Below are 14573 nucleotides of genomic sequence, written 5' to 3'. Positions count from 1 at the left end.
ATAAATATAATTTGTATATATAGTGCATTGAAATGAGAAAAAAACCTAATATTCAGTGCTCATTAATGCTTATGTTGAATATTCAAGGTTATTTTTGAGGAAGCATTATCACTTTAACATAAAAAAATAACGGTAATATAATGGTGGATATTGTCGTAGGCTATTGTTTTTGAATCTAATTAACGTTTTATAATAAATTGAATATTCGCCTTAAGACTTTTCTTTTTTGAGCGGCTGGTTATACTCGCGCCATCTTTGTACCGTAAAGGCGTTATTTTCATTATGTTTGATCTTGTTTACCAGCACTCTGATTTCTTGGTTATTAATAAACATCCAGGGATCAGTGTACATAAAGATGATAATGATCAGCCATTACTGGCGGCTGTTGCTGAGCAAACGGGCGATGAAAAACTATATCTTATTCATCGTCTTGATAAAATGACCTCAGGGTTGTTACTACTAGGGCGTAACAAAACAGCGGCAGCTGCATTATGTGCTAATTTTGCCGAACGCCGAGTTGAAAAGTTTTATGTAGCAATTGCCACTAAAAAGCCAAAGAAAAAACAAGGTGTTGTGATTGGTGATATGACCCGTTCACGTCGAAGTAGTTGGAAATTAGAAACGACTAAAGTTAACCCTGCGATTACTCAGTTTTTTTCTGCTGCTGGTGGTGAAGGGCGACGTATTTTTTTATGTAAACCTCATACAGGTAAAACCCATCAAATTCGCGTAGCGTTGCGCAGTGTTGGTTCTGGTATTACGGGGGATGATATTTACGGTAATGAAACGGCAGATCGCGGCTATCTACATGCTTATGGTTTGCGTTTTCCTTACCAAGGTGAGTTACAACAGTTTTTGTGTCCGCCTAGTATCGGAAAATTATGGTCAACAGCAGAAGCACAGCAAGCCTTTACTGAATGGCTACAACCTTGGACGCTATCATGGCCAGTATTAGCTACTAAAAAACAGTAGAGTGAGCTAAATACCACCCATTGCTTTATAAGTGGTGATATTATCAGCAATCGATTGGTAAAATGTGGATGCGCATTTCTTTTTGTTATTGATAACTTATACTATATTACAGAATGTATTAGTTAGAGGTTTACAATGCGCAGTGCTCATTCACGTACGCTGAAAATGCGAGTTTCTCAACAAAAACGTCAATCACATCATCGTCGAAATCGTGCCCAACAATATTTGATATTACCTGAAACTACTCCGCGTCATTTCCTTTCATCATCAGCTACATTGACACTACATTCCACGAGTTTACTTGATTATTCAGCTGAATATGTTCTACGTGCTAAACCTGAATAAATGACTCTATTTTATCCTGCTGTTGGTATTCCTGAGCGCAACGTATAGAATAGCCCGCCTTAATTGACTACTTTGAATGATGTTATGGAAATTAGCGCGTTACCTACTTTAGAAGCCCATTTATTAACGGCTTTAGCAACACCACCGTCAGAAGTTCGCCGATTATTTCATGGCCGCGGTCGCTGTTGGCTAGGGCTGGAACAAATTACGGTTGATTGGCTTCAGGGGCAAGTACTGGTTTCCTTATTCAAAGAGCCTGATGCTGATTTTATGCAAGCATTGACGGATCTATTGATAGCATTGACGCAAACAGAAGCTTGGCAAGCTAGCGGTGCATGTTCTTTACTACTTCAACACCGTGACCGTCAAGGTTCGCCAATGGACGTCTTGTGGGGGCAAAGTTCTGATTATCAAGATGTCATTGAAAGTGGATTAACCTATAAATTAGATTTAGGGCGTAATCAAAATAACGGTCTATTTCTTGATATGCGCTATGGCCGTGATTGGGTGCGAGAGCATGCTGCGGGCAAACGAGTGCTGAATTTATTTGCTTATACTTGTGGTTTTTCTGTGGCAGCTATTGCTGGTGGCGCAGATTATGTGGTGAATCTTGATATGGCCAAAGCGGCATTAAGTCGTGGTCGTGATAACCATCACCTCAATAACCATGATTTAAAGAAAGTGAGTTTCTTAGGCCATGAGTTATTTAAGTCATGGGGTAAAGTACGCAAAATGGGGCCTTATGATTTAATCATTATTGATCCGCCATCATTTCAAAAAGGCAGCTTTGCTCTGACTAAAGATTACCAAAAGATTTTACGTCGCTTGCCTGAATTATTAACCGCTGATGGTGTTGTTTTAGCCTGTGTTAATGATCCAACATTAACCTGCCAATTTTTAATTGATGGCATGGCTGCTGAAGCACCAGATATGGTGTTCTCTCATCGCTTAGAAAACCCGGCTGAATTTAAAGATATAGAACCAGAAGCAGGGCTTAAAGCCTTAGTTTTTGAGCGCCAGAGCTAATATAGCGATGATATAAATCGTTAAAATAAGAATCCCTTATCGACTCCACTAGTTTTAGTTAAGAGTAAATAAGGGATTTTTTTATCTAAAATTAGCAGTAATTTGTTTATTATAATGAATAATATGACCTTTATTGTGGTGTACTTGTTGCGTTTTGGAGTTTGGTGACAAATACTAAAATAAGTGATTAACAATAAGATCAATTCATTCTATTCGCAGTGCAAGGGGTGCACTCAATCTAAATACATTAAGGATGTGTAGTTATGTTTAAATCGTTCTTTCTCGATCGTCGGTGGTTTTTATGGTCGATTGTCGGTAGTGCCATTATTTTATATGTTACTTGGTATAAAGTGCAGATAGACGTAGAAGTGAATGAATGGTTTGGTAGTTTTTATGATCTTATTCAAAAGGCATTAGCTAAGCCCAATGCTGTGACATTTGATGAGTTTTTAGCCGGGTGTATTGAGTTTTTCAATATTGTGTCAGTGTATATCATTATTGCCGTTATTCTTGATTTCTTCGTGCGCCATTATGTTTTTCGCTGGCGTACCGCAATGAATGATTATTACATGAAGCATTGGGACAAAATTAGTCATATTGAAGGGGCATCTCAGCGAGTTCAAGAAGATACGATGCGTTTTGCTCGTATAGTTGAAAGCCTTGGGGTGAGCTTTATGCGATCCTTAATGACGTTAGTTGCGTTTTTACCTATTCTGTGGACGTTAAGTGAAAATGTTACTGAGTTACCGTGGATTGGCAGTGTTGATCGTTCGTTGGTGTATTTAGCCATTATTTCGGCATTATTTGGAACCGTGTTGTTGGCGGTGGTCGGTATTCGATTACCTGGGTTAGAATTTAAGAATCAAAAAGTAGAAGCCGCTTATCGCAAAGAACTTGTGTTTGGTGAAGATAACGCACATCGCGCCAAACCTGAAACTGTAAAAGACCTCTTTTTTAATGTTCGTAAAAATTACTTTAATCTTTATCGGCATTATTTATATTTTGATATCGCCAAATGGTCATATATTCAATATACGGTGATCGTGCCTTATATCGCACTGGGCCCTGCTATTATTTCAGGAGCATTAACTCTAGGTGTATTACAACAGATACTTAGGGCTTTTGGTAAAGTAGAAGAGTCTTTTCAATTTCTGGTACACTCATGGAGTACGATTGTTGAATTAATGTCGATTTATAAGCGGTTGCGTGCATTTGAAGTGCAGATTAATGACGCGATTGATGTGGAAAGTATTCCAGTAGAATAATTATAGCGGGATAAAAATAAAAAGCCCTAACCAGCAATTCTCAATTATTTTGGAGCAATTTATTGGTTAGGGATTTTTATAGTATACGGTGTAGATTATTTTAGTGATTCACAATATTGTTCTGAAATTGTTTGTGAAACTAATTGACGGCCGCTGACATCACGGATAGTAATTAAATAATCCACGCCATGTTTAAAGAGTGGCATTAATTCAGCGTTATTACAGTAATTAGCACTGGCTGTTTTTATCGCTGCGGTTGGTTTTACTCGTCCATTACCACCATAAATAATGTTGAGTTTTACCGTGTTTTTACTCGCATAAGCTTGAGTGATTTGATACGCATCTATTTTTGGGTAGGGTGCTTTGCTATCAATCGCAGCGGCGCGTGATTGTGCTAACGATTCTGCGACCATTTGTTGATCGTGCGAAGCACAGCCACCAAGAATGAAAAGACCGACAGCGGCGACAAGCCATTTTTTTGTTGTAGTTAGATTCACTGGTTGATCCTAAATAGATTTAAGGTAAAACTTTTTTGAATGGTTTAACAATAATATTAGCGTAGACACCTGCATCAATATACGGATCTGCATTAGCCCATTGTTGTGCTTGTTCTAGTGATTCAAATTTAGCGATGACCGTTGAACCTGTAAAACCTGCTTCACCTGGATTTTCATCATCAATAGCAGGCATAGGTCCTGCGACTAATAAACGCTCTTGTTGTTGAAGTTCTTTTAAGCGAGCTAAATGTTGTTCACGTACGCTCATGCGGCGCTCTAGACTGTTTTCAATATCTTGAGAAAAAATCACATACCACATCGTCGGGATTCCCTATTTAGTTATGGTTTAAACAACGAATTATTCTTCGTGCTGTTTTTAATATGCCACCATACTAACTAAATATTGAACATGGACAAGTAGATTTAAGCAAATAATAAAAAGCACCAACCGTAGTCAGTGCTTAGTGTTAATTAAGTGCTTTTTTATTGGGAAGGATTATTGCGTAATTTCGATCTTACGCGGGCGGCCTTCACTGTTAATAGCGACATAATTAAATGTCGCTTCACAGACGCGGTAACGCTCACCGATACCATCAACAGCAACAGGTTTTACCCATACTTCTAAGCCTACACTCATCGATGTATTACCGATGCGCTTACATTCACCGTGACAACAAACCACATCACCAACACCAACGGGGGCTTTAAATTCTATTTTATCAACCGAAACAGTAACGACACGGCCGCGAGAAATCTCTTTAGCTAAAATAGCACCAGCAAGATCCAGTTGCGACATGATCCAACCACCAAAAATATCACCATTTGCATTGGTATCGGCAGGCATCGCTAATGTACGAAGTAGAAGCTGTCCACGAGGGATATTGTTTTCAGTAGTCATCGGTTATACAACTTTATTTATCATCAGGGCTTTTAGGTAAGTGGCGATAAATATAGCCACCCGTAGCAAGGGTAAATAGCAGCGTTAATGCTAATAAACCAAATACTTTGAAATCCACCCAGATATCAAGCGGAAAATTGAATGCAATATAAATGTTTACAATAGCACAAACAACAAAAAATATGGTCCATGCAAGATTCATACGTAACCAAACGTTATCTGGCAGAGTTATCTCTTTACCTAGCATCGATTTAATCAATGGCTTATGCATAATCTGACTGACAAGCAATGCGAGCGCAAACAGACCATAGATCATGGTAACTTTCCATTTAATGAAGTTTTCATCATGTAAAAACAGCGTTAAACCACCGAATATGGCAACCATAACAAAGGTGATTAACTGCATCTTTTCTACTTTTTTATAGATAAACCACGTAACGATCAGTTGGATTGCTGTTGCGATAATTAATGCACCTGTCGCAACAAAAATACCATTAGTTTTAAATAATACAAAAAAGATCAGTAACGGAATAAATTCTATAATTTGTTTCATTGGTCCTAACTCATTAAAGATAATTAGCGAGAGTATACCTGTTCCATTGTCTTAATGAAAAAATCGATTTCGATGGCGGGGAAATCACTGCCATCAAAATTTATTTGATGACAGTGATTAATGGTTTATAGCGAATAGTTAATTGTAGCTTAGCGACGTGTTGCAGCTTTCATATCGGTTATAAATGTTGTTAGTGTCGAGAGCAGTAAAGGATGGTTATTTAGATTATTTTCTATAATTTTAACAATAGCTGAACCTGAAATCGCCCCAGCAGCACCGGCTTTAACGGCTTCATGCACTTGTTCTGGCGTTGAAATACCAAAACCAAGTAATGCTGGTGGCGCATTATGGGCTTTTAATGCAGCTAACAATGGCTCAATTGGCATTTCTGCTTTAGTTTCGGCTCCGGTGACCCCTGCGCGTGATAATAGATATGTATAACCACCGCCTAGCTCAGATACCGCTTTTAAGGTCTCCGCATCAGCATTTGGTGGAGCGATAAAAATAGGATGAATACCTTGTGCTTCTGCTGCTACTCTAAATTCAAGTGATGCATTTACAGGTACATCTGCAATTAATACTGAATCAATACCCGCTGCAGCACAACGGCCATAAAAATTATCGATACCTGTCGAAAATACCAAATTAGCGTACATCAGCAATCCAATCGGTAATTGAGGATATTTAGCACGAATTTGAGTTAACATTTCAAAACAGATAGTTGGTGTTGTTTTCTCAGCAAGAGCGCGAACGTTCGCTCCTTGAATGGTTGGGCCATCAGCCAAAGGATCAGAAAAAGGAATTCCGAGCTCTAAGGCATCAGCGCCAGCGGCAACTAAAGTATCAATAATCTCCATTGAACGTTGTGGTGTTGGATCGCCAAGAGTAACAAAGGGGACAAATGCACCTTCATTACGGGCACTTAGTTGAGTAAATAAATTGTGGTAGCGATCCATTATAAAACTCCTTTTGCCGTTAAAATATCGTGCACAGTGAAAATATCTTTATCGCCTCGACCGGAAAGGTTAACTACCAGCAATTGCTCTTTTTCGGGTTCATCTGCAATCATTTTTAATGCATAAGCTAATGCATGTGCAGATTCAAGAGCCGGAATAATGCCTTCTTTTCGAGCTAATAGTTGAAACGCTTCCAGCGCTTCATCATCGGTAACAGCACCATATTCTGCGCGACCAATAGCATTAAGATGAGCATGTTGAGGCCCAACAGAAGGGAAATCTAACCCTGCTGAAACAGAGTAAGACTCTTCAACTTGGCCATGTTCATCTTGCATTAACGGTGCTTTCATACCAAAGAAAATACCGAGCTTGCCATGTTTCAATGGCGCGCCATGCATGTCGGTATCTAAGCCTTTACCTGCGGGCTCAACACCAATTAAACGAACATTACTTTCTTCAATAAAATCAGCGAACATACCAATTGCATTTGAACCACCACCAACACATGCAATGACTGCGTCTGGTAAACGACCTTCTTTAGCGATAATTTGGGTCTTGGTTTCTTCACCAATGATTTTTTGAAACTCACGTACTATGGTTGGAAATGGGTGAGGACCCGCGGCGGTTCCTAATAGGTAATGGGCTTTGTCATAGCTAGCAGACCAATCACGCATCGCTTCATTACACGCATCTTTTAGGGTGGCAGAACCAGAATGAACCGCAATAACGGTTGCGCCCATTAATTTCATTCTAAAGACATTGGGACTTTGACGTTCAATATCTTTCGCCCCCATATAAATTCGGCATTTTAACCCTAGTAAAGCACAGGCTAATGCTGTTGCAACGCCGTGTTGTCCTGCTCCTGTTTCTGCGATGATTTCAGTTTTACCCATGCGTTGTGCCAGTAAAGCTTGGCCTAAAACTTGGTTAGTTTTGTGCGCACCACCATGCAGCAAATCTTCTCGTTTAAGATAAAGCTTAGTTTTTGTGCCTTGAGTTAAGTTTTGGCATAACGTTAACGCCGTTGGTCGCCCAGCATATTCTTTTAATAACGTTATAAATTGATGTTGAAATTGTGGATCTTGTTGAGCTTCGATAAAAGCATTTTCAAGTTGGTCGAGGGCTGGTACCAGAATTTGAGGGACATACTGACCACCAAACTCACCAAAATAGGCATTCAATTTACTCATGATTATTTATCGTCCTTAATTTGTTTGATTGCCGTAAAGGCTGCCGCTAATTTATGGGGATCTTTTTTACCCGGTGTACTTTCTACACCGGAATTTAAATCTAGGCCGCTAAAACCAAGTGAGGCTGCGTGATGTACATTATCCGGATTGAGCCCTCCCGCGAGTAAGCTATTTGAGCGATCTTCAGGAGCAATTAAAGACCAATCAAAGGTGACACCTGTGCCGCCACTTTTTTCCTCGACTTTACTGTCAAATAAATGTTTATCGACAGACCATTGTGCAAGTTCAGGTACGCTATCGGTGATGGCGTGGGCTTTCCATATTTGGCAGGTAGCCGGTAGCTCTTCACGCAATTGTGCAATATATTGTGGTGATTCATTACCGTGTAATTGCACTGCCGCTAAGGCTAAAGTTGTTGCTGTAGTCACAATGTCTGTCAATGGGCTGTTTTGAAATACACCGACAAAATTAAGAGGTACTGATGAGATAACGGTCAATGCTTGGTCGAGATTAATCGCTCGCGGTGATGATGGTACGAAAATCAAACCACCATAGGCTGCCCCTTGCAGGTAAGCTTGATGGGCATCTTCATTTGAGGTTAATCCGCAGACTTTATGCTCACCAAATAAAACCTTTCGAACGGCTAAATCAAGGTTGTCAGCTGCCATTAATGAACTACCAATTAAAAAACCATCAGCATAAGATGAAAGTTCACGTACTTGTTGATGGGTATAAATCCCTGACTCAGAAATAATAACCGTGCCTTCAGGTAGATCGGGTGCGAGCTGTTTGGTGCGATTTAAATCAATACTCAAATCACGTAAATTACGGTTGTTAATCCCGACGACTTTTGCCTTGAGTTTGATGGCCCGTGTAAGTTCATCTTCATTACTTACTTCGGTTAAAATGCCAAGTTGAAGTGATTTAGCTACTGTTGCAAGTGCTTGGTATTGTTCATCATCCAGTACCGACAGCATTAATAAAATCGCATCTGCTTGATAATGACGCGCCAAATAGACTTGATAACTATCAATCATAAAGTCTTTGCATAATATCGGTTGAGTAACTTGGCTACGGACCTTAGGCAAGAACTCAACATTGCCTTGAAAATATTTCTCATCGGTTAACACTGAAATTGCACTGGCGTATTGATTATAAACCGCTGCAATATCATCTAAATTAAAGTCTTCTCTGATTAAACCTTTTGACGGTGATGCTTTTTTACATTCAAGAATGAAAGCTGGGCGATGGCATCCATGTCGGTCAGTATTGGCGAGTGCGTGGTAGAAATCACGATCACTCGGGGTCAGCTGGTGGCGAAAACTGGCGAGAGGTTGCGCTTCTTTACGAGCATCGACCCAGATTTTTTTATCTGCGATAATTTTAGTAAGGACTGTTTCCATGATTAACCTCGTGCTGCCAGTTGTTCTACAAGTTGATACGCCTTACCTGAACGCATTGCGGTGATCGCGCGTTGAGTATTGGCTTTAAGATCGTGATGGCCGAAAAGACGCAATAAAAGTGCAACATTGACGGCGACGGCGCCTTCTTGTGCGAGTGTTCCTTTCCCCGTCAAAATATGTTCAATGATGGTACGATTCTCATCTGGCTCACCACCGCGAATGGCTTCTAAAGGATAGCTTTGAAGTCCAAAATCGACAGGAGTGAGGGTATATTCGCTAATGACCCCATCAATAATTTCAGCAACATGGGTTTCACCATGAATGGCAACTTCATCCAGCCCGCTACCATGTACTACTGCTGCTCGTTTTAATCCCATGGTCGCTAAGGTTTCAGCAATTGGGCGTACTAGGGCGATATCGTAAACCCCCATTAATTGAATAGTAGGTTTGGCTGGGTTAATTAATGGACCTAGCACATTAAAAATAGTACGGGTTTGTAATGTTTGTCGGACAGGCATTGCATGACGAACCCCACCATGATATTCAGGCGCAAATAAAAAACAGACGCCAAGATCATCTAACGCTTGGCGTGCGGTTTGGGCGGGCATGGCTAAATTAATCCCAAACTTATCTAATAAATCTGATGAACCTGATTTGCTTGATACACCACGATTACCGTGCTTAGCCACTTTGACGCCACAGGCTGCTGCGACAAAGGCTGCAGTAGTTGAAATATTGATGGTATTGGCCCCGTCTCCTCCTGTACCTACAATGTCTGCAAAATCATAATTGGGGCGTGGAAAAGGGTTGGCATTTTTAACTAATGCTTTGGCAGCACCTGCAATTTCTGCTGGGGTTTCACCTTTAATTTTTAATGCTGTTAATACTGCTGATAATACAATCGGCTCAACTTCGCCATTGATGATCGCATCAAAGAGGATATGACTTTCTTCTTCGCTCAAGGGATGTTGCGCATAGAGTTTATCGGCAAGTTTAGAAATAGTAGCGTTCATCATCATCTTCCTTAATGAGTATTTAGGCATGTGGTGGGTGCTTTGATAACCCAAGCCAGTGTATGAGTAAGTAGTTCTGCGCCTTGAGTCGTAAGGATCGATTCTGGGTGAAATTGAAAGCCACAGACTTTGTCGTGTTCATTAACGACCGCCATTACTAATCCATTTACATCAGCAATCGTATCAAGGCTCGCAGGAACATGGGTTGCGACTAAAGAATGATAACGGGCGACGGCGAGTGGGCTCGAAAGCTGACCAAAAACGGGGTGTTGATTGTGAGTCATCATCGCCGCTTTACCGTGCACGATATCGCCAGCGCCAGCGACGGTGCCACCATAAGCTTCAACAATGGCTTGATGTCCTAAGCAAATACCCAACATTGGAATTTTGCCTTTTACTCGTTGAATAAGTTCAGGCATACATCCCGCATCTGCTGGTGCGCCAGGGCCTGGTGACAACACCAATACTGGATTTTGATGTTCATATAATGCGTGTTCTATTTGTTGTGCTGATAAATGATTACGATAAATCGTAACGGGAAAACCTAAACTGCGAAATTGATCAACAAGGTTGTAAGTAAATGAATCAAAGTTATCCAGTAGCACAATATGAGCATTATGGTGATTTTTCGTGATTGTCATCTTGTACTCCTTACCCTTGGTGGGCATGACGAATGGCATTGATTACCGCTTGTGCTTTTGACTTAGTTTCATCTGTTTCCGCTTGTGGTATCGAGTCATAAACCACGCCCGCCCCCGCTTGAACACTTGCGATGCCATTTTCGACATAAGCGGAACGAATCACAATACAGGTATCCATATCGCCATGACCGGTGATATAGCCGACAGCGCCGCCATAACTTCCACGGCGACGTTGTTCAACTTCACGAATAAGTTGCATGGCTCTAATTTTAGGTGCGCCGGTTAAGGTTCCCATGTTCATGCAAGCTTGATAAGCGTGTAGGGCATCAAGATCATGGCGCAATTGACCCACAACTCGTGATACTAAATGCATCACATGGCTATAACGATCAACATGTAATAAGTCAGCAACGTGGCGGCTTCCTGCTTGGCAAATACGAGCGACATCATTACGGGCTAAATCAACCAGCATCATATGTTCAGCATTTTCTTTGGTGTCACAGCGAAGTTCTAATTCAATACGAGTATCGAGATCGAGATTAATTGAACCATCTTTGTTTTTACCGCGTTGACGTGTGCCTGCAATTGGATAAATTTCAACTTGGTTAGACTGAGTGCAATATTTCAATGCGCTCTCTGGTGAGGCACCAAATAAGGTAAAGTCAGTATCATGCAGATAAAACATATATGGGCTTGGGTTACCAATCTTTAATGCCTTATATGCGTTTAGTGGCGAAGGACACGGTAGCGTAAATTGTCGAGATGGCACGACTTGAAATACATCCCCTCGAATAACAAATTGTTTTAAAGCAGCAACGGTTTGGTTGAAGTCGTGATCCGTGATTGTTGGAACAGGAACACAAGCAGTGATGGCCGGTGCAACAGGTAATGCTTGAGGAGTAAGGCAACGTGTTTTCAGGGTGATTAATCGCTGTCGAAGTTCATCATAAATTGATGGAGTATCATGTTCAAACAGCGTCGCTTGTAAGTGCGCTTGTTGGTGTTGGTGATCAATAATCAGTAATGTTTCAGCAATATAAAAAATATAATCAGGACAGTTATTGTCCGCATCAACCTTGATAAGTGGTTCAAAGTCAGCCACTAAATCATAAGCAAATAAGCCGCCGATAAATAACCCATCTCGAGGATGATTTTCGGTATCAAAGGCATGCTGGATAAGGCGTAATGCGTCAAAAGATGAAGTTTGGCGTAAGCGAGAATCTTCATCTAATGCTTCAATATTAGTTGGAAAAAGTAACCGAAGCGTATCAGTGCTATAGGTCGCTTTAATATCGGACTTGAGACGGCTGTTTAGAATATGGAGGATGCGTTGACCATTGTTAGATTGAGCTTCTAACACTACTTCTTTACCATGACAAACAATACGTACAGCAGCATCGATCAATAATAAACTTTTAAGATCTTGCTTAGAATCGACTTCAGCCGATTCGAGTAAGAGGTGGCAGGGACTATCACCACAGAGCGTAAAATAGGCGTCAGTAGGGTCTGCCAGATAGGGTACATCAAGGTTTAGCACCTTAATTGGATGTTGGTTTTCAGGTTTTGTGTTATAGATATGCGATCCAATAGAGTGAGTTATCATAGCGTTCTCCCTGCCGTTTGTACAAATGCGATCCTGCTTTCATTGTTCGATAGTGGCGTAAACTTAGTCTTTGAGCAAGACTAGTTTTTTACTTTTAGCGACAATTATTAACAAAGTGTGTTGCGATGTTTTGTTTTGGTCAAATTTATAATAATCAATGTATTGGGTTGTTATTAGTAATCTTAGAATGACCAAAAAAAAGCCTTCGATAACGATAGGCTTGAGTAAAAGTACAGAATGTTACTGTATTTTACCGTTGCCATAACATTGCTTGCCACTCGTAAATAATCAAGAAAGGCGGTCGTTGTGTACTAATTTGCTGTAACATGGCGCTATCCTATTTGTCTGCCGCTATAGCCAAAGTTTACCAAGGTGTATCGCGGTGAATTGGTTTAAACTTGCTAAAGGTTGTGATGATAAAACAATATCACCCTTAGTTATCACGTACTAGTAAACTAGTTCATAAAAACAAAGTCAAGAAGTAAAGTTATGTTGTTTGATTTACATTGTCATACTACAGCGTCAGACGGCCGCTTATCGCCGCAAGATCTTGTTCGACGCGCCGTGGATATGCGAGTTGATGTGTTGGCAATTACCGATCACGATACGATTGATGGGCTCGCACAAGCGCATGCTGTTATTGAACAAGAACAATTACCGATTACATTAATTAATGGTATTGAGATATCAACGGTGTGGCAAAACTTTGATATTCATATCGTTGGGCTTAATATAGATCCCAATCATCCTGAGTTAGTTTCATTTATTAGCGCTCAAGCCGAACATCGACTTGAACGTGCAAAAGAGATTGGTGCTCGGTTAGAAAAAAATAAAATGCCAGGGGCTTTTGAAGGCGCAATGGCATTAGCGGGCGACGCCTCGATTACGCGTGCGCATTTTGCTCGTTGGCTAGTTGAACAAGGTTATGCCAAAACTATACAAGCGGTGTTTAAGAAATTCTTAACCCGTGGTAATCCTGGTTATGTGCCACCAAGTTGGTGCTCAATTGCCGATGCTGTCGCGGTGATTCATGCCGCTGGTGGTCAAGCTGTTATTGCTCACCCCGGTCGTTATCAAATGACGGCTAAATGGATAAAGCGTTTAATTCAGCACTTTATTGAAGCGGGAGGCGATGGCATTGAGGTTGCTCAGCCACAACAAGCACCGCAAGAACGACGTACTTTTGGGGATTACGCCATCCAATATAATTTACTTGCTTCACAAGGGTCTGATTTTCATTATCCATCCCCATGGACCGAATTAGGCCGCAATTTGTGGTTACCGAAAGATGTGGTGCCGTTATGGCAGGATTGGACGGTAGAGAAAAAGCGAGTAGAGGTAGAAATAACCACTGAGTTATCTGCCTCGAAGGAGGAAAAATGAGTCAGTTTTTTTATGTTCATCCAGAAACACCTCAAACGCGTTTAATTAATCAAGCGGTTGATATTATTAAAAATGGTGGCGTTGTTGTTTATCCTACCGACTCAGGTTATGCCCTGGGTTGTCAAATGGAAAACAAACAAGCGCTGGAGCGTATTTGTCAAATACGACGTTTAAACGATAAGCATAATTTTACCTTATTATGCCGTGATTTATCTGAGCTATCGCTATATACCCGCGTTGACAATATTGCGTTTCGTTTATTGCGAAATAATACGCCAGGTGCTTATACCTTTATCTTTAAAGGCACTAAGGAAGTTCCGCGGCGATTAATGAACGCTAAGCGTAAAACCATTGGTATTCGTGTTCCTGATAATAATATTGCTTTAGCACTGCTTGAAGCTTTGGGTGAACCGATGATGTCGACCAGTTTGATTTTACCGGGTAAAGAGACCACAGAAGCGGATCCTGATGAGATTCGTGACCAATTAGAACATGCTGTTGATCTTATCATGCATGGTGGTTATCTCAGTGAGCAGCCAACAACCGTTATCGATTTTAGTGACGGTAACATTGATATTGTACGTATTGGTGCTGGTGATATTACCCCGTTTGAATAAAATCACTTAATTTCCACGGTAAATGCATTGGCGGTATATGCATTTTTATAAACGTATCATATTGTTTATGATGCGTTTTTTTTATCGCTATTTTTATGGTAAATAACCGTTAGATTTGCGATAATAATCGGCTACATATCTAGCATGATAGATAATTGATTATCGCGCTAGAATCCAAATTATTGCTGTTCGCATTATTTCCCCTCGTCTT

16 protein-coding genes are annotated in these 14573 nt (G+C 40.6%); 6 read left to right on the top strand and 10 right to left on the bottom strand.

The window, feature by feature from the left end:
• Nucleotides 1-282: 282 nt before the first annotated feature.
• The 4 genes from VXS03_RS01675 to sbmA all read left to right on the top strand — a co-directional run bounded on the left by VXS03_RS01675 (nt 283) and on the right by sbmA (nt 3608).
• Nucleotides 283-972, top strand: a complete 690-nt coding sequence (locus VXS03_RS01675) for a TIGR01621 family pseudouridine synthase (RefSeq protein WP_327761626.1) — start codon at nt 283-285, stop codon at nt 970-972.
• A 135-nt stretch (nt 973-1107) separates the two neighbouring features.
• Entirely contained in the window at nt 1108-1317 is a 210-nt protein-coding gene (locus VXS03_RS01670; protein WP_080156771.1) for a hypothetical protein, read from the top strand.
• Between the two features lie 84 nt (nt 1318-1401).
• Nucleotides 1402-2343: a class I SAM-dependent methyltransferase gene (locus VXS03_RS01665; RefSeq protein WP_327761625.1), complete on the top strand. Its 942-nt coding sequence runs from the start codon at nt 1402-1404 to the stop codon at nt 2341-2343.
• 263 nt (nt 2344-2606) lie between these two features.
• Nucleotides 2607-3608 carry a peptide antibiotic transporter SbmA gene (sbmA, locus tag VXS03_RS01660; RefSeq protein ID WP_327761624.1) on the top strand — a complete coding sequence of 334 codons (1002 nt, stop codon included), beginning with the start codon at nt 2607-2609 and terminating at the stop codon, nt 3606-3608.
• 95 nt (nt 3609-3703) lie between these two features.
• Here sbmA and gspS2 read toward each other — a convergent pair whose 3' ends face one another.
• The 10 genes from gspS2 to VXS03_RS01610 form a co-directional block, all read right to left on the bottom strand.
• A complete protein-coding gene (gene gspS2, locus VXS03_RS01655) occupies nt 3704-4105 on the bottom strand; it encodes a type II secretion system pilot lipoprotein GspS-beta (protein ID WP_327761623.1) in 402 nt (133 codons plus the stop codon).
• A gap of 19 nt (nt 4106-4124) precedes the next feature.
• Entirely contained in the window at nt 4125-4424 is a 300-nt protein-coding gene (locus VXS03_RS01650; protein ID WP_327761622.1) for a YciI family protein, read from the bottom strand.
• Between the two features lie 177 nt (nt 4425-4601).
• Nucleotides 4602-5003, bottom strand: coding sequence for an acyl-CoA thioester hydrolase YciA (gene yciA, locus VXS03_RS01645; protein ID WP_080156766.1), 402 nt, complete (start codon nt 5001-5003; stop codon nt 4602-4604).
• A gap of 13 nt (nt 5004-5016) precedes the next feature.
• Entirely contained in the window at nt 5017-5556 is a 540-nt protein-coding gene (locus VXS03_RS01640) for a septation protein A (protein ID WP_327761620.1), read from the bottom strand.
• A 149-nt stretch (nt 5557-5705) separates the two neighbouring features.
• On the bottom strand, nt 5706-6512 hold the full coding sequence (trpA, locus tag VXS03_RS01635) for a tryptophan synthase subunit alpha (RefSeq protein WP_327761619.1): 807 nt from the start codon (nt 6510-6512) through the stop codon (nt 5706-5708).
• Entirely contained in the window at nt 6512-7702 is a 1191-nt protein-coding gene (gene trpB / locus VXS03_RS01630; RefSeq protein WP_327761618.1) for a tryptophan synthase subunit beta, read from the bottom strand. Before trpB ends, trpA begins: the two co-directional genes overlap by 1 nt.
• Nucleotides 7703-7704: 2 nt before the next feature.
• Nucleotides 7705-9105 carry a bifunctional indole-3-glycerol-phosphate synthase TrpC/phosphoribosylanthranilate isomerase TrpF gene (trpCF, locus tag VXS03_RS01625; protein ID WP_327761617.1) on the bottom strand — a complete coding sequence of 467 codons (1401 nt, stop codon included), beginning with the start codon at nt 9103-9105 and terminating at the stop codon, nt 7705-7707.
• 2 nt (nt 9106-9107) lie between these two features.
• Entirely contained in the window at nt 9108-10118 is a 1011-nt protein-coding gene (gene trpD, locus VXS03_RS01620; RefSeq protein ID WP_327761616.1) for an anthranilate phosphoribosyltransferase, read from the bottom strand.
• Nucleotides 10119-10129: 11 nt separating this feature from the next.
• The gene (locus tag VXS03_RS01615; RefSeq protein WP_327761615.1) at nt 10130-10759 is read right to left on the bottom strand and encodes an aminodeoxychorismate/anthranilate synthase component II; all 630 of its coding nucleotides are present in this window, start codon (nt 10757-10759) and stop codon (nt 10130-10132) included.
• A gap of 10 nt (nt 10760-10769) precedes the next feature.
• Nucleotides 10770-12362 (bottom strand): anthranilate synthase component 1, encoded by a 1593-nt coding sequence (locus tag VXS03_RS01610; protein WP_327761614.1) that lies wholly within the window; start codon nt 12360-12362, stop codon nt 10770-10772.
• Between the two features lie 489 nt (nt 12363-12851).
• On the opposite strand from VXS03_RS01610, the gene rnm reads away from it, so the two are divergent.
• Both rnm and VXS03_RS01600 read left to right on the top strand, forming a co-directional pair.
• A complete protein-coding gene (gene rnm, locus VXS03_RS01605) occupies nt 12852-13745 on the top strand; it encodes an RNase RNM (protein WP_327761612.1) in 894 nt (297 codons plus the stop codon).
• A complete protein-coding gene (locus VXS03_RS01600) occupies nt 13742-14362 on the top strand; it encodes an L-threonylcarbamoyladenylate synthase (RefSeq protein ID WP_045035658.1) in 621 nt (206 codons plus the stop codon). Before rnm ends, VXS03_RS01600 begins: the two co-directional genes overlap by 4 nt.
• Nucleotides 14363-14573 lie beyond the last annotated feature (211 nt).

It is taken from the genome of Photobacterium sp. S4TG1 (genome assembly GCF_036040035.1).
Taxonomy (GTDB): domain Bacteria; phylum Pseudomonadota; class Gammaproteobacteria; order Enterobacterales; family Vibrionaceae; genus Photobacterium.
Note: the sequence above shows the minus strand (reverse complement) of the source record. Positions and strands in the feature narration are given on the sequence as shown.